Origin of the sequence: uncultured Lactobacillus sp. (assembly GCF_947367085.1) — a bacterium.
Classification (GTDB): domain Bacteria; phylum Bacillota; class Bacilli; order Lactobacillales; family Lactobacillaceae; genus Lactobacillus.
The window spans coordinates 1-21,448 of the sequence record NZ_CANBCP010000028.1; the positions used below are offsets into that span (position 1 = coordinate 1).

Genomic DNA, 21,448 nt, shown 5'->3' on the forward strand with positions numbered 1-21,448 from the left:
ACATAGAAAAATCCCACCTCCGTGAATAATTGAATACTTTATGTATTTCAATCGTCCACTTTAGTGGGATTGTATCAAAGCAGCCATCGAGCTGCTTTTTCTAATGGGATATTATACCTGCTTTACATATACATGCAATGCAGGTATAATTTAGGTACTAATAAATTAGGAGCAATGTTAGCCATGATACAAACCTTCGCTGATAAAGAAGCTGAAAAAATATATCATCAGAAATTTTCAAAAAAATTGCCCCAAAGCATTCAAAAAATAGCCCTTAGAAAATTCGTGATGATGGATGCTGCAAATGATATCAATGATTTGAGAATTCCGCCGGCTAATCATTTAGAAAAATTAGAGGGAGATCGAAAGGGCCAATATAGTATTACTATTAATAATCAATATAGAATCTGTTTTACTGTACAGATGCCTAATTATTTCTTTAATGTAGAGATTGTTGATTATCATTAATATTTGGAGGGAATAATTATGTTTAAGAGTACGCTACCTACACCAAAAATAAGTGAAGTTTTAAAAGAAGAATTTATGAATCCGTTAGACTTATCTGCTTATGCCGTTGCAAAAGCTATTGATGTTCCAACGTCTAGAATCCAAGATATTCTTCACGATAAGCGTAAAATTACTGTTGATACATCCGTTAGATTAGGAAAATTATTCGGTGTATCACCAAAATATTTTCTAAATATTCAAAATGATATAGATTTAAGAGATGCGGAACAAAAAAATGCAGCTGAATATGCTCAAATTCATCAAATAACTTTTGCCTAAATATTCAAAAAGCAGCCATCGAGCTGCTTTTTCTATGCGCTCTAAAATAAAGGTATAATATATTAGAAAAATAGTGAGAGTGGAGAGATAAATATGATTTTGATTTCATGGAATATTGATTCTTTAAATGCGGCCTTAACTAGTGACTCTAACCGTGCCCAAGAAACGCGTCAGGTTTTAACTACCATTAAAGAAAAGAATCCAGATGTGATCGCAATTCAAGAAACTAAGCTGCGTTCAACTGGTCCAACCAAAAAACACCAAGAAAAATTAGCTGAGCTTTTCCCAGACTATACCTATGTTTGGCGCTCATCTGACGAGCCTGCACGTAAAGGATACGCTGGCACCATGTTTTTATATAAAAATAAGTATCAACCAAAAGTTACGTATCCTAAAATTGATGCACCTGAGCCAATGGATGATGAAGGGCGCATTATCACTTTAGAGTTTGACAACTTCTTTGTTAGCCAAGTTTATACGCCTAATTCTGGTAATGAATTGCGCAGACTTGAGGATCGTCAAGTCTGGGATGAAAAGTATCGTTTATACTTACAAAAATTAGACAAAGAAAAGCCAGTGATTGCTAGTGGCGACTACAATGTAGCCCACACTCCAATTGACTTAAAGCACCCACAAAATAACCACCACAATGCGGGCTTTACTGATGAAGAAAGACGCGACTTTAGCGCACTTTTAGATGGAGGCTTTACCGATACTTTCAGAAAAGTCCACGGCAATGTCGAAGGAGTATATTCGTGGTGGGCTCAAAGAGTACGCACTAGTAAGCAAAACAATTCAGGCTGGAGAATTGATTATTATATTGTTTCTGACCGAATTGCGGACAAGGTTAAAGAGTCTAAAATGATTGATACTGGCGATCGTAAGGATCATTGTCCTTTGATGTTAGAAATTGATTTATAAGAGAGTACAAGAATGAAAAATAGAAAAAGGGATTGGCTAGCTATTTTGCCAATTTTAGTTTTGATGTTAGTTTTGACGGGATGCCAAAATAAAGCAAAAAGTAAAGCTTCGAACCCCAAAATCACCTCAACGCCGACACTCTTTTTCCATGGTGGAGGAAGTTCATATCGCGCTGAAGAGCACATGGTCCAAGCGGCTGAAAAAGCAGGTGTGACTCACAGCGTGATTCGAGCTGATGTAGCAGCTGACGGAAAAGTTACTTTACATGGCAGCTGGGCTAATGGCGCTAAGAACCCAATTTGTGAAGTGAACTATCAAAATAATCGTGAAGTCAATTATCAAAAGCATGGTCAATATGCGACTAATGTAGTCAAAGCTTTGCAGAAAAAATATGGTATTAAGAAAATTAACATGGTAGGGCATTCCTTAGGTAATATCTCCATTATTTATTACATGCTTCAAAACGGTGAAAATAAACAAATGCCACAACTGCAAAAGCAAGTTGATATTGCTGGTCACTTTGCAGGTCTGAATTTTGGACACTTTCCTGCAAGTATCCGTCAGCCGGCAAATTTAAAACTCGATAAAGATGGTAAGCCTAACCACATGAATGCCACTTATAAGACGATGACGACAGCACGCTATATTTATCCTAAAAATCAGGTGGAAGTTTTAAATATTGTTGGAAATCTTGGACATCACACTGATGGGACTGTTCCTAATGCTTCTTCTTTATCTTTAAAATATCTACTAAAGGATCGCGCTAAGTCTTATCGGACGGTTATCATTACAGGTAAAAAAGCGGGACACTCAGCCTTGCATGAAAATCCACAAGTGGATAAACTTATAATTAAGTTTTTGTGGAATAAATAGCTGTGGATAACTGAAAAAAGCAAGTTATTTTAACTTATCCACAAAGCACTTCTTTCACTTGAAAGGGTGCTTTTTTATTGCAAAGGAAGAACTAGATGGATAATTTACTGCAAAATTCAATTTTAAATGGCTTATATGATGATCAAGTTCCCGCTCAACAAGAGCTCACGCCGCAACTATTAACCAATAATAAGATAGATAATCTTTGGTTTGAATTACGTAGATCTTTGGAAAGCTGTCGCAGCTTTACTTGGAGTGTAGCTTTTATTAGTCCGGATATTTTGACCCCATTTAAATTGGTCATGCAAGACTTAGCAAGAAAACAAATAAAAGGTACTTTAATTACAGGTGCTTATTTGGGCTTTAACGATCCTAAAGTGTTTGATGAACTTGCCAAAATTCCTAATCTCGAAGTGAGGATTAGTAAACAAGAAGGATTTCATGCTAAGGGTTATTATTTTGATCAGGGAGATCACCAAGAAATCATTATCGGTAGTGCCAACTTCACACGCTCGGCGTTGCTTGTTAATTCTGAATTAGCGCTCAAAGTTGCTAGCAGCCAAAACGCTAACTTAACTAAGCAGCTTAAAGCCCAATTAAACTCAGCTCTCACAAATAGCTTTGAATTAAATAAGACGTGGCTTGACGAATATCGTGCTAATTGGGTGAAGCCAAGGACTAATGCCTCTTTTATTAAAGCAAGTAAAAAAGTAATTCACCCTAATCAAATGCAAAAAGCTGCCCTAAAGCAGCTGGAGGCTTTGGTTAAAAATAAGCAAAAACGTGGTCTCGTTGTTTCAGCAACTGGGACTGGGAAGACTTATTTGGGTGCATTTGCAGTTAAAGAGTATAAACCGAAGCGCTTTTTGTATATTGTGCACCGCCAGCAAATTGCCAAGAAGTCGATGGCTAGTTTTAAACATGTGATCGGCGCAAAAGATGATGAGTTTGGGATGCTGACAGGCAAAAAGCAAGATCTAGATAAGAAGTATCTTTTTGCGACAGTCCAAACTTTGAGTCAAAAGCAGAATTTGGAAAAATTTGAACCCGATGCTTTTGATTACATTTTGATTGATGAAGCACACCGCGCAGCTGCTCCGTCTTATCAAAAGGTGCTCAATTATTTTAAGCCGGAGTTTTGGTTAGGAATGACTGCAACTCCTGAACGCATGGATAAGCAGGATGTGTATCGAATTTTTGACTATAATTTAGCCTATGAAATTCGCCTCAAAGCTGCCTTACAGGAAAACATGCTCACTCCCTTTCACTATATTAGTGTACAAGACTATGAAAAAGATGGTGAAAGTATTGACGAAACAAGTGATCTGCGTTTTTTAACAGATGAAAAAAGAGTAGCTTATATCTTAAAAGAGCTGGATTATTATGGCTACTGCGGCAAGCAAGCTCGCGGATTAGTTTTTTGTAGCAGACGCCAAGAAGCGCAAACTTTAGCGAAAATGTTTTCTCAAAAAGGGCATCTAGCTAAGGCATTGACTAATGACGATAGCGAAACTAAACGTCAAAAAGTCGTGCAAGAGCTTGAAGAAGGGAAAATTGAATATATTTTTACAGTTGATCTATTTAATGAAGGCATTGATATCCCTTCTCTTAACCAAATTGTGATGCTGCGTAATACCCAATCGAGTATTGTTTTTATTCAGCAATTAGGGCGCGGGCTGCGTAAGTATCCGGGTAAAGACTTTACGACAGTGATTGATTTTATCGGTAATTACAAAAATAACTATTTGATTCCACTAGCTCTCAATCACGATACGACGCGCTTGCGCGAGCAGGCAATTCGCGAAGTAAAAATTCCGCAACTACTAGGTGTTTCAACAATTAACTTTTCACAAGTTGCTAGTGAGAAAATTTTAAACTCGCTTGAAAAAATTAAACTTGATAGTATGATTCAGCTGCGTGAATCTTACCAAGAATTGAAGCAAAAATTAGGACGTGTTCCACTCTTGATAGACTTTTTGCACTATGGTTCAACTAGTCCAGAGGTCTTTATCAATAATTCTAGCTTCAAAAATTATGGTGATTTTTTACTCAAGATGGGCGAAGAGGTCGAATTAACAAGCTACGCACACCAAGTTTTAACTTTTTTGACAAAAGAATTAGCACTGGGCAAGCGTGTGCATGAATTGATCCTCTTAAAAAGTCTGGCTGTGAAAAAGCCTGTTAGTCAAGACGAGTACGTGAAGCTTTTGCAAAAACAAGGCGCCTATATAAATGATGAAGTAATTGAATCAGTCGAAAACTTTTTGAATCTAGATTTCTTTAATGTGAAAACAGGAAAGACGACTAAAAAAGCTCAATATGGCGATCAGAGCTTGATCGAAAAGAACTTGTTTGGGTATGAGTTAAGCTCTAATTTAAGTCAGCTACTAACTAATGAACAATTTAAAAGGTTATTTTTTGATTGCATTGATGTGGGATTAGAATTAAGCAAGAATTACGATCAAAAAGAGCTATTTACGCTTTATCAGCGCTATGATCGAAAAGATGTCTGTCACTTGCTTAACTGGAAGTTAGATGTCAGTGCCCCAATGTACGGCTATCGCGTAGATGAGCAGACACCGATTTTTATTACCTATCATAATGAAGATTTGCAAAAACGCAGCAGTGTCTATAATAACCAGCTTCAAGATGGGCGAGTGATGCGCTGGTATACGAGAAGTCCGCGGCGACTGGATTCACCTGAGGTCAAGAAGTTATTAAGTCCAGAGATGCCAATTTTTGTTTTTGTCAAAAGAAGTGACAGCGATGGCAAGGGCTTTTATTATTTAGGGCAAGCAAAAATAGATCGCTCTAGTGTTAAGCAGGAAAAAGTTGGTCTTAAGGGTAAAGATGCGGTCGGGATGGATCTTGTTTTAAAGCATGAATTAACGCACCAGATGCGCGATATTTTATTCATTGAATAAGAATAGAGAGGATATTAAACCCAAATATCCTCTTTTTTAATAACAAAATTTTCTTTTACTGGCGATCAATAAGCTTAAAGTGAATAGAAAAGCATCGATTTGACTCAAGAAATTCAAATTATTTTTGATATCACTATTTTAAAAATAGTGATGAATATTAATTTGGCAGGAATAAATCTTAGTAGATATAATTAAATAACTTCTTACCCTCTACTATTGATAAAGAAACAGATGTTATGATAATTATATAAAGATTATTAACTTATCGATTTAAGCACTAGACATAGATAAGAAAGAGTTAATGAAGATGTTTGATAAAAAGTTGGATCGATTTTCGATCAGAAAATTAAGTGTCGGTGCGGCTTCAGTCTTAATTGGAATTAGTTTTTTAAATTTAAATACTAACCAGCAAGTTCAGGCAGCTGAAAATAGTGATGATTCAATTAAGAAGGTTACTAAAAAAGAAGAGGCTCCTGCTAAAGAGGAAACCTTAAAAGTTGAACCGAGCTTAAATTCTGATGCTAAGGTAAAGCTGCAAGCAGCCCAACAAACTTTAAAAACTCAGCCAGCTGATCAAAAAGCTGAAACTAAAAAGTTTGAGGCTCCTGATGCAGTCTACAAAGTTCACATTGATACTTGGGATGATTTAAATAATAAGCCGATCAGCTACAGCCGTGGTGATCGCATAGATGGCGATTTTTCTGGTAAAACTGGGACTGTTATCGGTAATTTGTTGCAACCAATTGCTGGTTATAAGTTAGTTAATCCTCAAGATGTAACGAACAATTTTAAATTAGGCAAAGATGGCAATTATCAAATTGATGGCAAAGATGTAAATCTTACCTTACATTATGTGCCACTAGCTGACATTAAACTTGAATATATCGATGAAGATACTAATAAAGTCTTGGCTTCATTTATTATGCTGAATAGCTCTTCAACTGTTGCAAGTCCTCAATACCTAGCTGGTGATAAGACAGCACCTGATGCTTCCAAGTATGAGGGGCATGCTATTGATATTCCGGGCTATAAGCTAGATACAAATGCTACAGTCGAAGGTAAAGTAAGCGGACAAGTTCAAGAAAAAGGTAATCCTAACTATGTCGTGGTTACTTTTAAATATAAAAAAGTTACGGCTAATGCGGATATGGAATTACCTGATGAAAACAAAGATGTCGGCGCTAAAATTAATGGTGGTTGGCAGACTTTGCCAGGGATGTTCACAACAAAGGGCGTCAGCGGAATTACCTATGAACATGATAATGGCGATGTAGAAAAAAAGAGTGCTGATTTAATTAATAAGTACCTCAATCAAGGCTTTAGCTATTTAGGTACTAACGGCAAGGTCTACAACAAGGATTACTACAATATTTATTCTACCGGGACCTCTATTCACTTAGTTCCAAATAAAAATGTCACGGTTAACTATGTTGATAAAAATGGTAAAAAACTAGCCGCTAGTGAAACTATTTCATTCAATAAAGACAACCCAAACCAAGCAAATAATGGGGTGGATCCCAAGAATTATTGGTATGCCAAAGGTAATTGGAATGCCAAGGCCAAAGAGATCGACGGCTATCACTTAGTTGAGACCAAAGGCGCAACTTCAGGTAAGTTTACTGCTTATAATTACGTCGTGAATTTTGTTTATGATAAAAACGACGATGTCGTTAAAACAGAAAGCAAAACCTTGATTCGGACAATCCACTATGTTTATGAAGATGGAAAACCAGCCGCCAAAGATGTGGTTCAACCAGTTACTGTGACTAGGACTAAGACGACAACTTTTGATGGTAAAGTTAGTTATAGCGACTGGAGCAGCGGTGATTATGATGAAGTAAAGAGTCCTGAAATTAAAGGTTACACTCCAGATAGAAAATTAGTTTCACGTGAAACGGCCACTAAAGATGAGAACGTCACAGTTACTTATAAAAAGAATGCCGCAAAAGTTGAAACTGAGACTAAGACAGTAACACGGACGATTCATTACGTTTATGCCGATGGCAAAAAAGCTAGCGATGACAAAACGCAAATAGTTACTTTGACCAGAACAAAGACAACTGATCCAGTGACTGATAAGATTTCTTACAGTGATTGGAGTAAGGGTACTTATGAAAAAGTAGTTAGCCCCGAAATTTCCGGTTACACAGCTGATAAATCAGAAATTGAAGCAATCCCTGCAACTAGGGATGAAGTTGAGACTGTTACTTATAGTGCAGTGCCTCCTCAACCTCAGCCAATTCCTGATCCGGATCCAATTCCTCAGCCGCAACCTGAACCTACACCAACGAATCCAGTTGAACCTAATACACCTCACACTCCAGACCAACCAGATATTCCAGCTCCTCATGGACAAGACGTTCCAACTAAGCCAGAGCCTGAAGTAACAGAAACGGTAAAGCCGCATGCTACTCAGCTAACTTATGGAACTGCAATTCGTTTTGTTTCAACTAAAGATGCAAAACAAGAACCTGTTCAAACTGTTGCTCCTCACGCAAGTGAGTTGCCAAAAACTGGTAGTCAGGATGATTCAGCCGCTGCTTTAGCAGGATTGGCACTGATTGGATTAAGTGGTCTAACAGGGTATACAATCTCGAAAAGACGTAGAGGTTAATAATTAAATAGTAAGTATAAATGAAAAATTCCAGCTCTAAGCGAGTTGGATTTTTTTGATTCGTTTTTAAATGTAAAACCAAAATTTTCTATATTTTTTAGCTTAAATACACTTTATAACTCTTTTTAAATAACAAATAATAGTTTTAATGATTGATAGGTTGAATAAAAGTGATGCTGTGTCACTAATTACAAAATAATATATTAATTTTTTAAACAACTAAGCCTGATATATCAGTAATGCTAATTCGAAAATGACAAAAAAGAGTTAAATAACATAACAGAATATTGTATTAAAAATAACGAATGTTATTATAAATATGTACAGAAAATTAATAGAAATATAAATAAAGAATCCAATTAGCACCCAGGATTATTTTAGAAAGAGTATGTATTATGTTTAACCACAAGCAAGTTCAACGTTTTTCAATTCGTAAATTAACTGTCGGAGCTGCCTCCGTCTTAATCGGAATCGGCTTTTTAAGTGTTGATAATAACAAAGCACAAGCTGCTGAAAATACTAATACTGACAGCGATGTAACTAATAAAGCAGATGATGGTTCTGCTCAAGAAATTGCTAAGCAAAAGCAAGTTGAACAACAACAATTAAAAGTTCAAGAAGCTAATCAAACAACTGAAGGCAGTAACACTTCAGATTCTAAAATTCAACAACTTCAAGTTGCAAAAGATGATAAAACAACTGAAGCTGCTAAAAAAGATGAAGTTAAGCAAACTGTAAAAGTTAATATTGTTGGTATTGATGATTCAACTGGACAAAGCCTTTATGGTAGTAAGCAAGGCGACTTTAAACCAGGTGAAAAAATTACAATTTATACTAGCTGGGCTGGTTATAAGTTAATGAATCCAGAAGCTTTGAGTGGTCTTACAAGCTCAAATGCGGCCTTTTCCCATGTAGATATAACAGTGCCAGAACATGATGTTGACATCACTCTTCACTTTGCACCTTTAGCACCAACAAAAGTTGAATACGTTGATACTGAAGGTAATTTATTAACTACTTTTACTGATCCTTCTAACCACTCAACTTCTCAAAGTATCTATCATGAAGAAAATGGAATTGAAAATTCTAAAGTTATGGCTCGAGCAATTAATATTCCGGGCTATGAATTGGTATCTGATCCAGTAGTTGAAAAAGAAATCACTCAAACCTCAACTAAAGATAATCCAAATACCATGGTTATTAAATTTGTCTATAAAAAGATTGCTGATACTGCTCAAGAAGGTCTGCCAGATGGTGGTGGTTCTGGAATCAGTGGTAAAGGAACTGACTATGGTATCAACTGGGCAAAAATTGAAGATGGTGTAAATATTGATTTAACTAAAGATACCTATGCTCAAAATAATTTTGAAGAGATCATTAAAAATATGAATGATCGTTATACTAAACAAGGCTTTAGTTTCATTGGTGTAATCAATAACCACAAAGATTCTGACAAAACTAATCGCTTGGAAACAATGGTTCATGTTCAGTTCTTACAAAACAAACCAGTAACAGTTAATTATGTTGATGAAGAAGGCAATAAATTAGCTGATTCAGTAACAATTGCTTATAACAAAAATAACCCTGATCAAGCAAATGATGGTCTAAATGCAGCAAAGAACTGGTATCCAGAAGGCCAATGGAAGAGTGAACAAAAAGATATTAACGGTTATGTTTTAAAGAAAGTTTTAGGTGCAACTGAAGGTAAATTTACTACTTTTGGTTATACTGTAACTTATGTTTACTCTAATGAAGCTCAAGGAACTATTACTTACATCGATGACACAGCTAAGACGACTTTAGCTACTGATCCACTTAAGGGTCAAATTGGTGCAGTTATCGACTACAAGAGTGCTAATAAGATTGCTGATTACGAAAACAAAGGCTACAAGTTAATTTCTACTAACTACCAAGATGGCAAAGAAAAGTTCCAAGAAAAAGGCAACAACTTTGAAATTCACCTAGTACACGACCTAGTTCCAGTAGATCCAGAACATCCACATACTCCAGGCGATAAGATTAATCCTAATGACCCAGATCCAGAAGGTCCAAAGTATCCAGAAGGCACTGACAAAGCTAACTTGACCCATGTTGTAAGTCGCGTAGTTAACTACGTTGATGAAAATGGTAAATCAATTGCCGGAAGTGTTACAGAAACAGCAACCATGACAGGTGCAGGCGTGCTTGATAAAGTAACCGGTGAATGGACTACTCCATTAACTTGGGCAGACGGCAGCTTCAAAGAAGTTAATACTCCAAAAGTAGAGGGCTACCACGTAACTGGCGTCACTACAGATGGCAAGATTTTCTACAACGTCGATAAGACTAACGGTAATGTTTCATCAACTGTGGTCACTCATGAAGATGGCAATACTGTTGTTAACGTTCACTTTACTAAAGATGCAGTTGCTGCAAATGGTAAGGTTACCTACATTGATGACACAACTAAGACCACTTTAAAGACGGATGAATTCAAGGGTAATGTCGGCGACCCTATCGACTACAAGACTGCAGGCTCAATTACTGATTACGGAAACAAGGGCTACAAGTTAGTTTCTAACAACTTTAAAGATGGTAATGAAACCTTCACTAAAGACGGTAATAACTTTGAAGTACACTTTGTTCATGATCTAGTTCCAGTAACTCCAGAAAACCCTGGCAAGCCTGGTCAACCAATTAATCCTAATAATCCAACCAGTCCAAAGTATCCAGATAAGACAACCACTACTGACTTAACTAAGACCATTACTCGCACAGTTAACTATGTTGACGAAAATGGTAAGTCAATTTCTAATAAGGTTACTCAAACTGTTACTCTTACTGGTAAAGGAGTCTTAGATAAAGTAACCGGTGAATGGACTACTCCACTTACTTGGAATGATGGTAGCTTTGACAAAGTAGCTACTCCAAGTATCGATGGTTATCATGTAGATAAAGTCACTACAGAAGGCAAGGTCTTTTATAGCGTAGATAAAGATGGCAACGTTTCTGAAACTAAGGTTAACAATACTAATGGTGACACTAATGTGACTGTTCACTTTACTAAGAATCAAGTTCCAGTGACTCCAGATAAGCCAGTTAACCCAAGTCCAGAACCTCAACCACAGCCACAACCAACTCCTGATCCAGAACCAGTAACTCCAACTGAACCAGATATTCCAGCACCTCATGGCGAAGATGTTCCAACTAAGCCAGAAGGCAATGAAGAACAACCTCAAGAACCTGAAACAGTTATGCCACATGAGCAAGATGTTCCAGATGCTCCTGAAGTAGAAACTAGTCAAGTTGCTGATCCAGTTTCAGTTCAAAACGAAAGCGCACCTGTGCAAGCAGAACAAGAAACAAGTTCAGAAAATGAATTACCACAAACTGGGAGCCAAAATGATTCTGCCGCTGCCATTGCAGGTTTAGCATTAATCGGATTGACCGGGGTGATGACATTAGCAGGTACAAGAAGAAAAAGGAATTAGTTAGTAATATAATATAGTAAATATTAAGTTTATAGGGTATATACAATAAAAGAGCACTCGCGTGAGTGCTCTTTTGTTATCTTAAAATATTTAATTTTCAATTACTTATAATACATCCAAAATATCCTTGCTGATTTGGTCTGGATTTAAGTGGTTGCGCTTGTAAATTGAAGCAACTGATTCTAAGTCAGTGTATTCGCGCTTTTCACCAAAGTTCATAACCTTCATGTCAGAAGGACCATAGAAGCTAGCAACCTTTTCACCAAAGCCACCTGCTAAGCTGTTGTCTTCAAGCGTAACTACAAGTTCGTGGTCGCGCTTTAAGTCATCTAATGCTTCTTTATCTAAATGAGCAGCTGATTTTGGATTGATTAAGCTGGCATCGATGTCGCTGTTTTTAAGCTCCTCGCGGACTTTTTCACCTAGTTGGTAAAAGTCACCTAATCCGATAATTGCAACGCGCTTGCCACGTTTAATGTCGTATTTGATAGTCGAATAATCTTCGTCGACCACTTTACCTTCAGGAACTGCGTTAACTGGAGACTTAATTGCAATGGGATGCCTTCTTTGCTTAACTGCCCAATTGAACATGGACTTCATTTCATTCAAAGTTGTTGGTGCTAAGTACTCCCAGTTAGGCCAGTTGGCAATCATTGTGTTGTCAAAAATACCTAAGTGAGTCTTAGAACCACCTGAAATTCCGCCACCAGCGACAACCATCACAACTGGTAAGTCGTTAGCTGCAACGTCGTGTGATAATTGGTCATAAGCACGTTGTAAGAAAGTGGAATTTTCAAGCAAAACAGGAATGATCCCTTCTTTGACTGCACCTGCAGCAAAAGCAACAGATTCTTGTTCCGCAATTCCGACGTCTTTGTAGTTTTCTGGATACTTGTTTTTAATTTCATCAAGACCAAAGACCCCAGGAATAGCAGCGTTGATTGCTAAGATCTTTTCATTGTTTTTAATGTGAGTTTCTAATAGGTCAATCACAGTAGTCGTGACGTTTGGCGTCTTAGCAGCAGGCACTGTGGTCTTGTCAGTCTTTAAGTCAAATGGCAATACCCAGTGGTGGGCTTCTTCATTATCGATAGCAGGTTGGTAGCCTTTACCCTTTAAAGTGTTGATGTGCAAAACAATAGGGTGGTCAATATCTTTAACTGCTTTGAAAGCTGCAATCATATCTTCTAAATTATTGCCGTCGGCTACATATTTGTAGTCAAATCCCATAGCAGTAAATGGGTTGTCAGGACTTTGACCGTTAGAGTCGCGCAATTTCTTAAGAGCAGTAACGACACCTCCGACGTTTTCATCAATGGACATTTGGTTATCGTTAACTACGATGATTAAATTGCCTTTTTCAATAGCAGCGTTGTTAAAACCTTCAAATGCTAAGCCGCCAGTCAATGATCCATCTCCAATTAAGGCTGTGATGTTTTCATGGCCGCCTAACATGTCACGTGCTTTTGCCATACCAGTAGCTAAGGCTACTGAAGTTGAAGTGTGGCCGACTGCAAAATAATCATATGGACTTTCTTCAGGATTAGAATAAGGGGTTACGTCTTCATAGCGATCGGGATCAAGCCAGCCGTAAGCACGCCCGGTTAACATCTTGTGTGGGTAAGTTTGGTGAGAAACGTCCCAGACAATCTTATCTTTAGGTGCATCAAAAACATAATGATAAGCAATGGTTGCTTCCACGATTCCGAGGTCTGGACCTAAGTGTCCACCTTCGACAGAGTCTTTTTCAAGAATTAAAGTTCTAATTTCTTGAGCTAATTGGTTCATTTGAGCAAGATCTAAGTTTTTAAGGTCTTGAGGATTAGAAATCTTATTTAATATATAATCTGGATGTTGGTTCATATTAACCACCTTTTCTATTAAAACTTACTTCTTAATTGTAAGTCATTTTTAAAAATAAATACAATGTTTCCTGGTTATAAAACTGAATACTGAAAAAGTATAGCAACAATATTTCCCGGGAAATTTTGTTAAGGAAGTGCAAAGATAATAGCTTTTTGAGAGAAAATGTCTTATTTTGTTTATATGAAAAAATTTAGATTGTTAATTTTAATCCTCTTTACAGCGCTTTTGACAGCTTGCGTAGGACCTAAAACCAAACCAGAAGCCTCAATTAGTTCGATGCGACCCCATGAAAAGTTTGCCTATCAGATCAATTCTACGCCGACTCTGTTTTTTCACGGGATGCTGAGCAACTATCATAGTGAGCAGCACATGGTGAATGCGGCACTAAGTTCTGCTAGTTCAAATTCAGTAATCCGTGCTGATGTTAACGCAGATGGTAAAGTTAAGTTGATTGGACAACTTGCACAAAATGCCAAAAATCCGCTTATCATGGTTAACTACATTAATAATATCCAATTAGATTATGAAAAAGCTGGGCGTTATAGTGAGAATGTCGTTTTAGCTTTGAAGCAAAAATATCATTTTAAGCAGGTTAATTTTGTGGGTCATTCCCTGGGAAATATTTCGATGATGTATTACCTACTTGCTCAAAATAAGAACAAGGATTTACTACCAGTAAATAAGATGGTGACGATTGCGGGACCATTTGATGGAGTAAAATATTCAAATATCCCAGATAACCTTCATCAGCCAGCAAACTTGCAAGTTATTAACGGCAAACCCAATAAGATGAACTCTAGCTATCGGCAATTAACCAAAATTAATCCAGCAAATGTTCAGCATCTACAAGTTTTAAATGTAGTGGGCAATACAGGAAATTCAAGTGATGGAGTAGTTACTACACAATCTGCTTTATCATTGGGATATTTGATGAGAAATGCACAAAGCTATCAGGTATTGCAGCTAACAGGAAGAATGGCAGAACATGGTCGGTTGACTTTTAATCGAGTAGTTGAACGACGCATGATCAATTTTTTATGGGATTAGGCAGTTATTTCTTCACATAAAAAGCATAATTTGTCTGTATACTAAAGCTTATAAGCGAGATAGATTCTATGAAAGGGAGAATAATTTATGACTTTTCATTCTTTAACAGATACATATAAATTAAATAATGGTGTAGATATTCCAATTATTGGCTTTGGTACTTGGCAAGCTCCTGACGGTGCAATTGCAGAAAGCTCAGTATTAACCGCTCTTAATGCAGGCTATCGTCATATCGATACTGCAGCTGCTTACGGTAATGAAAAAAGTGTCGGACGAGCTATCAAAAAAAGCGGAATTGACCGCCATGAATTATTTATTACTACTAAGCTAAATAATCCTGATCATGGTTATCGTCTAACTAAACAAGCTATTGATAAGAGCTTGAAAGAATTGGATTTAGACTATATTGATCTTTACTTAATTCATTGGCCAAATCCGATTATGGCTCGCGACAGTTGGGCTGAGTTAAATGCACAAAGCTGGCGCGCAATGGAAGAGGCAGTTAGAGCAGGTAAGATTCGTGCTATTGGAGTGTCTAATTTTAGAAAGCATCATTTAGAGCAGCTTTTAAAAACTGCCGAAATCACACCAGCAATTAATCAAAATTATTTAAATCCAAGTGATTTACAACTGGATGTGACTCAATACTGTGATGACTTAGGAATCTTCAATGAAGCCTATAGTCCACTAGGAACGGGAGGCTTGCTTTCTAATCCAATGGTAACTGGTGTGGCAAAGAATCATAAGAAAACGCCAGCTCAAGTTTTGATTCGCTGGTCATTGCAGCACGGATTTATTCCGCTTCCCAAGTCAGTTCATGCTGATTATATTGCTTCAAATGCTCAAGTGTTTGATTTTAATTTGAACGATGAAGAAATGAAGAATTTAGACGAACTTCATGGTTCAACTGGAATTGCACTTGATCCAGATAAGACTGATTTTTAAATAAAAAAATAAAGGTTAAGCATGCGCTTAGCCTTTTTTGTTGTGATTAGTTAGCCAGTAATACCAAGCCCACTGAAATTCAGCAATCATTAACGCTGCCGCAATCACTACAACAGCAATTAGAGCACGTGATAAATCCTCACCTAGCTCACTTGTGTCAAAATTATAATTTCCTAATTTAAAACTGCCCCAAGTTAATAATATTAGCCAATAAAGATTGGCACTCCACCATAATTTCATCTATAAAACGCTTTCATTTAATATACAAACTTAGTATAGCACTCTTTTGCAAAAGTTGTCATATATAGCGAACTAGAGATGGTTTATTTATATAGATGATGGCGTATAATTTAGCTAGTATGCTTTATTAGTGAGAAAGAAGACAGATATGGAAAAAGCCTGGCAGAATTTTAAACAAAATGTTCCTTTAAGGCGGTTGGTCGTATTAGCATTATTGATTTTCATCCTTTATGAAGCTAGATCAATGATGAATACGATTTTACTGACATTTATTTTTACTTACTTAATCGTTCACTTAGTTCGATTAGTAAAAAAACACATTCCTAAAATACCATCACAAATTACAGTAGCAGTTACTTATCTGCTATTAATTGGACTGATTTATTTTGGTATTACGATTTATATGCCAGTTTTGATCAAGCAGTCTATTAAGGTTGTTGACTCAGTGATTAAGTTCTACCAGTCTAATGATATGGACGGGGTAATGCGCTATGTAAACCACTATGTAAGTAAAGGTGAGATCACAACTCAAGTCAAAAAAGGGATGGGGATTGCAATTCACGCTCTGACTGGGTTTGGTTCTGTAACCGTAGCCTTTTTCATGTCGCTAATTTTGAGCTTCTTTTACACGATTGAATTAAAGCAAATGCATGAGTTTTCGCAATCATTTTTGAAAACGGGATACTTAAGCTGGCTGTTTGAAGATATTCATTATTTTGGTAAAAAATTCGTTAATACCTTCGGTGTCGTCTTAGAAGCACAGTTTTTCATTGCTATTTGTAACACGGTTTTGACGATGATTTGTTTGGTAGTAATGAAAATGCCGCAGATTATTGCTTTGGGGTTGATGGTCTTTATCTTGAGTTTAATTCCAGTGGCCGGAGTAATTATCTCGCTGATTCCGCTAAGTATTGTTGCTTATACGGTTGGTGGTATCCAAGATGTAATTTATATCTTTATCATCATTATGGTGATTCATGCAATTGAAGCTTATATCTTGAATCCCAAATTTATGTCGAGCAAAACAGAGCTACCAATTTTTTACACTTTTGTCGTCTTGCTGATAGGTGAGCATTTCTGGGGAATCTGGGGCTTGATTGTTGGAGTGCCAATCTTTACATTCTTGCTTGATATTTTAGATATTAAGCCTTTGAAGAAGAAACCGATTGATTTGAAGAAACTAAAAATTAAACATAAAAATTAAAGAGGGCGTAAAAACGTCCTCTTTTTAAAAGTGGATAATGAAGTTGTGGGGATGTAATATCCAATACGAGATTGAGATTAAGACTAATATTTTGAGAAATGGTTGTAATGAATTTTTACCCCACATTATTTATTACACGAAAAGGTGCTCATTTTGTTTACGAGTTTAAAAAACTTATATTTTTTAAGATAGCAGCTTAAAATAAAGCTAAGAGAGTTTTATTAAAAGAGGGATGTATTATGGCTTATCAATACGAATTTTGGACTGAAACTGCTGGCGATCTCAGCGAAAAGAGATCTCACATTGACACACCGACTAAACACGATCAAGCTGGTGCAGGATACAAAATTATTATTGATCCGTCAATTAAGAAGCAAAACTGGATTGGGGCGGGAGCTGCTTTAACTGATGCAGCTGCATCTTTAATTTGGAAACAAACACCTAGTCAAAGACATGCGCTACTTACGGAATTATTTGAACCAGATCAAGGTGATTTTTCATTGATTCGTCTTCCGATGGGATCGTGTGACTTTGGATCAGGCGAAGTATCTAAGACAAAATACTATTCTTATGATGATGCACCATATGATAAGCCAGATTTAGAATTGAAAAATTTTTCAATTGGAGAAGGTGAGGTCGGCAGTCCTAGTGCAAGTAAGGACTTAAAGTATATTGTGCCAGTTCTTCAAGAAATTTTGAAAATTAATCCTGCAGTCAAGATCTTAGCTACACCATGGTCAGCACCTGCTTGGATGAAAGATACCAAGGAAATGACGAATGGTGGGCATTTTAGGGATGATATTGCTCGCCATGACCTACTTAAGTGTTATGCCCAATATTTTATAAAATTTATTGAAGCTTATCAAAAATTAGGGATTCCGATTCATAACCTGGCAATTCAAAATGAACCTAACTGTCCAACGCCATGGCCTGCAATGATCTGGACGATGCGGCAACTCACTGAGTTTGGCTACAAATATCTGCGTCCGGCACTTGATGTAAGCTTTCCGAGTGTTGGTATTTATTTGTGGGATGGTAGTTTGGACCAAGTTACGCAACAGAACTTGAGTGAAAATATCGATTCTGTAGCAAAAAATGCATTTTCAGGCTTTGCCTTTCATACCTATGTTGGACCTTATCAAAATGCGGTGCAGGCCAAGAGATTTAATCCCAATTGGGAGGTGTCGATGACTGAAAGACGCTGCATGATGAAAGAGACTGTTGCTGATGCTTCTCATATTATGATGGGGATGATTGGCAGCGACTTAGTGCGGCAGGGAATTTCATCGATATATCTTTGGAATCTTGCTTTGGATGAACGAGGTTTGCCGAATATTGCTGGTTCAACTGGCCGACGCGGCGTTATTACAATTAACCACAAGACTGGGCAAGTGATGCGTAATCTAGAATATTATATGTTGCGCAATTTTACTCAAGATGTTGAAAATGGATCTACAGTAATTGAATCATCGTCATATATGAAGTGCGATTATGCCAATATTTTGGGGACCAAGTATTATGGCGGCTTAAGTTCAGTTGCTTTTTTAGGACCTGATGATGAAATTAGTGCACAGATTTATAACCCAACTGATCAGGAGTTAAAAGCAACAGTAAGGATTAATCAATTTGGGGCTAAGTGGCAAGATGTTACTGTGCCAGCATATGGGACGGTAACGCTGCATAAGGCAAATAAGCCGATTAATGAAAGTAAGCCAGGTAAAGATGAGACGTTTAAGTTGAATCCAATGAAAGCAAATTTGGCATAAAAATAAGAGCACAAGCGTGAAAACTTGTGCTCTTATTTATTTGCTGTGATATTTTTTGTACATTTTATTATCGAGCCAAATGGCTAAAAACATAAATAATTCCCAAACGATGGTTATTGGTAAGCGGATAATAACCAAAAAGATATAAGTGTCCCAATCTATCGTAAATGGGAAAAATCATTCTCCCACACTAACAATTTTGTCTGCCATTTGTGCAATTACTTCATGCAAGTGGTGGGTGATCATAATGACAGTAGTATTTGGCTTGTTCATTATTAATTTTTCTAGTTCAAGACTCGATTTTTTATCTAATGAAGACGTAAATTCATCGAGTAAGTAAATAGGTTTATCCCTCAATAATCCGCGCGCAAAAGAAATTCGCTGCTTTTGTCCGCCAGATAATTTGTTAACATCAAGTTTACCATCTAAGCCACCGGCTAAATCTTTAACTAAGGGCTCTAACCCAGTTTGCCGAATGACTTCATTTAATTGTGCATCAGGATAATCTTCTCCCAAAGTTAAATTCCACCTTAAGGATGCATCAAAGATATACGGCACTTGTTGAACATAGCCGATAACGTCATGTAACTGCTTGTCAGAAAGCGACTTATAATCAATATTTGCTAGTGAAAGTTTACCTTGATATTGTCTCAACAAGCCACTAAGAAGATTGAGCAGTGTTGTTTTACCAGCGGCTGAATCGCCGACAATAATATATTTTTTGCCAGCTTCAAAATTAAGATCCAAATTATTAAATACATCTTTCTTTGCATCTGGATACTTGAATGACAAGTCGCTGGCTGCAACAGTCTTTTGCTGGTTAGAAAGATCTTGATTATCTTTTATCTTATCTTGAGCCTTGATCTTGTTGAATTTATTCAAAATCGGCTTAACGGTCTTGAATTCTTGCCAGTTAAAACTAATTCCACTTAATTCGGCAAAGATTGTTCCAGCAAAGTATTGTGCACCACTAACAGTACCAACTGGCGTTAAATTATGTAAGATAAGAAAACCGGTTTGAGCTAAGATAATAACCTGACTTAAAAAGGCAATTCCATTTGTGACTGCTTGAGTAAGTCCAGCCGCTTTTGCATAATCGACTGTATGGTCTTGGACATCAAGGGATGCCTGGTCGATTTTTTTAGTAATTAATCGTAAGGCATTACCTAAAAATAAGACGTTGAAGCCTTCCAAGATATCATTAATCTTATTAACTAATCGTTCATTGGCATGGGTTAATTCTAAAGAACGACTTGACATCCATTTAGAGAATAAATTAGGCACAATTGTCATGATTACAGTCAAGACAGCAACCGTAATAACCAAACTGATTTGAAAGTAGGCTAAAGTGATAGCACCAAAGATGATCTCGCTGATTTGCTGGATGATCATCATAAAATTATCAACTCCATAGTTGTTGATGGTGGTGATATCGTTAGTCATCCAAGAAGTATAAGTGGCGACTTTTTGTTTATGGAAGCCTTCATAGTCAGTTTTTTCCATACGTTGAGAGATATTTTTTCTAATTAAGCGATCAATCTCTTGTTTTAATTTAGTTTTAAAAATAGTTATTAGATATCCCACGATTGCATAACTAACATAGGCTCCACCCATGACTGCAACCCAAATGAAGAATTGCTTGCCATTTCTTTTAGCAACTTCGCTTAGGGCATTTGCACTTGCTAACCCAGCTAAAGTTGAAAATAAGGAATTTATGATAATTAATGTCGATACAAAAATAAATAGAGCTTTCTTTTGTTTAAAGTATATTCTCATTCACTATCTCCTATAAATAAATATACTTAAGATAGTACTTCATGAAAATAATATTAGCAATATATTTTTAAATTAAAATGTAATTAAACTAAAGAATGCAAAAAGAGCACAAGCGTGAAAACTTGTGCTCTTATTTTGACTTAGCTTATAGTTTTAGTTAATTCTGATTAAAACTTGTTCTTGTCCAAAGCAACTGGAGAATCTGGCTTTTCGCCGTTGATTAACTTCAAGTTGTTGTCAAATGCCTTAACAACCATGTTACGTACTGCGTGAGTAGTGTAGAAAGCAGTATGTGGAGTTACTAAAACATTTGGACGATCGATTAAGTCAGCTAAACGCTTGTCTGGGAATTCTTTACCTTCCCAATCTTCGTTAAATACACCAACTTCATCTTCGTAAGTGTCCATTACGAAACCAAAGATCTTACCGGAGTCTAAGCCACGAATTACAGCGTCAGTATCAACAAGTGGACCACGTGAGCAGTTTACGATAACTACGCCGTCTTTCATCTTAGCAATTGATTCATCGTTAATCATGTGAACGTTAGCTGGAACATCTGGTACGTGAAGTGAAATTACATCGGCTTGCTTGTATAAGTCGTCAAGTGAGTCAACGTAGTAACCCTTCTTTTCAAGTTCTGGGTTCTTGAAGATATCGTAAGCAATAACCTTTGCGCCGAAACCTTCCATAATTCTCATAAATACTTGACCAATGTGACCAGTACCAACAACACCGACAACTTGGTCACGAACTTCACGGCCGATAGTTGGTGCCCAACGTAAATCACGTTTAGCCATCTTTTCGTCCATGCGCTTGTCTTGACGTAATACACGTGCAGCTTGAATAGCAGCATGTTCAGCAATAGCGTCTGGTGAGTAAACTGGAACATTAGTAATTTCAAAGCCAAGTTCCTTAGCCTTGTCCATGTCAATGTTGTCGACACCAACGTTACGTAATGACATCTTAGTTACGCCAGCGTCTGCTAATGCTTGAAGAGTTTCTGGAGTGTAGTCTAA

At 36.9% G+C, this 21,448-nt stretch carries 15 protein-coding genes; 11 read left to right on the plus strand and 4 right to left on the minus strand.

Annotation, left to right across the window (positions count from 1 at the left end; genetic code table 11):
* The first annotated feature begins 183 nt into the window (after window positions 1-183).
* The 7 genes from Q0Y70_RS05990 to Q0Y70_RS06020 all read left to right on the plus strand — a co-directional run bounded on the left by Q0Y70_RS05990 (window position 184) and on the right by Q0Y70_RS06020 (window position 11,588).
* Window positions 184-468: a type II toxin-antitoxin system RelE/ParE family toxin gene (locus Q0Y70_RS05990; RefSeq protein ID WP_297818163.1), complete on the plus strand. Its 285-nt coding sequence runs from the start codon at window positions 184-186 to the stop codon at window positions 466-468.
* A gap of 18 nt (window positions 469-486) precedes the next feature.
* Window positions 487-786 (plus strand): HigA family addiction module antitoxin, encoded by a 300-nt coding sequence (locus tag Q0Y70_RS05995; RefSeq protein ID WP_297818166.1) that lies wholly within the window; start codon window positions 487-489, stop codon window positions 784-786.
* A gap of 93 nt (window positions 787-879) precedes the next feature.
* Window positions 880-1,707, plus strand: a complete 828-nt coding sequence (locus Q0Y70_RS06000; protein WP_297818172.1) for an exodeoxyribonuclease III — start codon at window positions 880-882, stop codon at window positions 1,705-1,707.
* 63 nt (window positions 1,708-1,770) lie between these two features.
* A complete protein-coding gene (locus tag Q0Y70_RS06005; protein WP_297818217.1) occupies window positions 1,771-2,580 on the plus strand; it encodes an alpha/beta hydrolase in 810 nt (269 codons plus the stop codon).
* 95 nt (window positions 2,581-2,675) lie between these two features.
* A complete protein-coding gene (locus tag Q0Y70_RS06010) occupies window positions 2,676-5,504 on the plus strand; it encodes a DEAD/DEAH box helicase (protein WP_297818177.1) in 2,829 nt (942 codons plus the stop codon).
* 307 nt (window positions 5,505-5,811) lie between these two features.
* A complete protein-coding gene (locus Q0Y70_RS06015) occupies window positions 5,812-8,118 on the plus strand; it encodes a mucin-binding protein (protein WP_297818183.1) in 2,307 nt (768 codons plus the stop codon).
* 395 nt (window positions 8,119-8,513) lie between these two features.
* The gene (locus Q0Y70_RS06020; protein ID WP_297818187.1) at window positions 8,514-11,588 is read left to right on the plus strand and encodes a mucin-binding protein; all 3,075 of its coding nucleotides are present in this window, start codon (window positions 8,514-8,516) and stop codon (window positions 11,586-11,588) included.
* Between the two features lie 105 nt (window positions 11,589-11,693).
* Here Q0Y70_RS06020 and Q0Y70_RS06025 read toward each other — a convergent pair whose 3' ends face one another.
* Entirely contained in the window at window positions 11,694-13,451 is a 1,758-nt protein-coding gene (locus tag Q0Y70_RS06025; RefSeq protein WP_297818190.1) for a 1-deoxy-D-xylulose-5-phosphate synthase, read from the minus strand.
* A gap of 165 nt (window positions 13,452-13,616) precedes the next feature.
* Between Q0Y70_RS06025 and Q0Y70_RS06030 the strand changes: the two genes are divergently transcribed.
* Window positions 13,617-14,501 (plus strand): alpha/beta hydrolase, encoded by an 885-nt coding sequence (locus tag Q0Y70_RS06030; protein WP_297818194.1) that lies wholly within the window; start codon window positions 13,617-13,619, stop codon window positions 14,499-14,501.
* Window positions 14,502-14,588: 87 nt separating this feature from the next.
* A complete protein-coding gene (locus tag Q0Y70_RS06035; protein ID WP_297818198.1) occupies window positions 14,589-15,446 on the plus strand; it encodes an aldo/keto reductase in 858 nt (285 codons plus the stop codon).
* 27 nt (window positions 15,447-15,473) lie between these two features.
* On the opposite strand, the gene Q0Y70_RS06040 is transcribed toward Q0Y70_RS06035, so the two are convergent.
* Window positions 15,474-15,686, minus strand: coding sequence for a DUF3923 family protein (locus Q0Y70_RS06040; protein ID WP_297818201.1), 213 nt, complete (start codon window positions 15,684-15,686; stop codon window positions 15,474-15,476).
* Between the two features lie 148 nt (window positions 15,687-15,834).
* On the opposite strand from Q0Y70_RS06040, the gene Q0Y70_RS06045 reads away from it, so the two are divergent.
* Together Q0Y70_RS06045 and Q0Y70_RS06050 are read left to right on the plus strand one after the other, a co-directional pair.
* Complete coding sequence (locus Q0Y70_RS06045) at window positions 15,835-16,890, plus strand: AI-2E family transporter (protein WP_297818204.1); 1,056 nt, start codon at window positions 15,835-15,837, stop codon at window positions 16,888-16,890.
* 239 nt (window positions 16,891-17,129) lie between these two features.
* On the plus strand, window positions 17,130-18,656 hold the full coding sequence (locus Q0Y70_RS06050; RefSeq protein WP_297818207.1) for a glycoside hydrolase family 30 beta sandwich domain-containing protein: 1,527 nt from the start codon (window positions 17,130-17,132) through the stop codon (window positions 18,654-18,656).
* A gap of 177 nt (window positions 18,657-18,833) precedes the next feature.
* On the opposite strand, the gene Q0Y70_RS06055 is transcribed toward Q0Y70_RS06050, so the two are convergent.
* Window positions 18,834-20,432, minus strand: coding sequence for an ABC transporter ATP-binding protein (locus Q0Y70_RS06055; RefSeq protein WP_297818210.1), 1,599 nt, complete (start codon window positions 20,430-20,432; stop codon window positions 18,834-18,836).
* A 167-nt stretch (window positions 20,433-20,599) separates the two neighbouring features.
* Window positions 20,600-21,448: D-2-hydroxyacid dehydrogenase (locus Q0Y70_RS06060; RefSeq protein ID WP_297818214.1), on the minus strand; the 849-nt coding region annotated here is incomplete at its 5' end.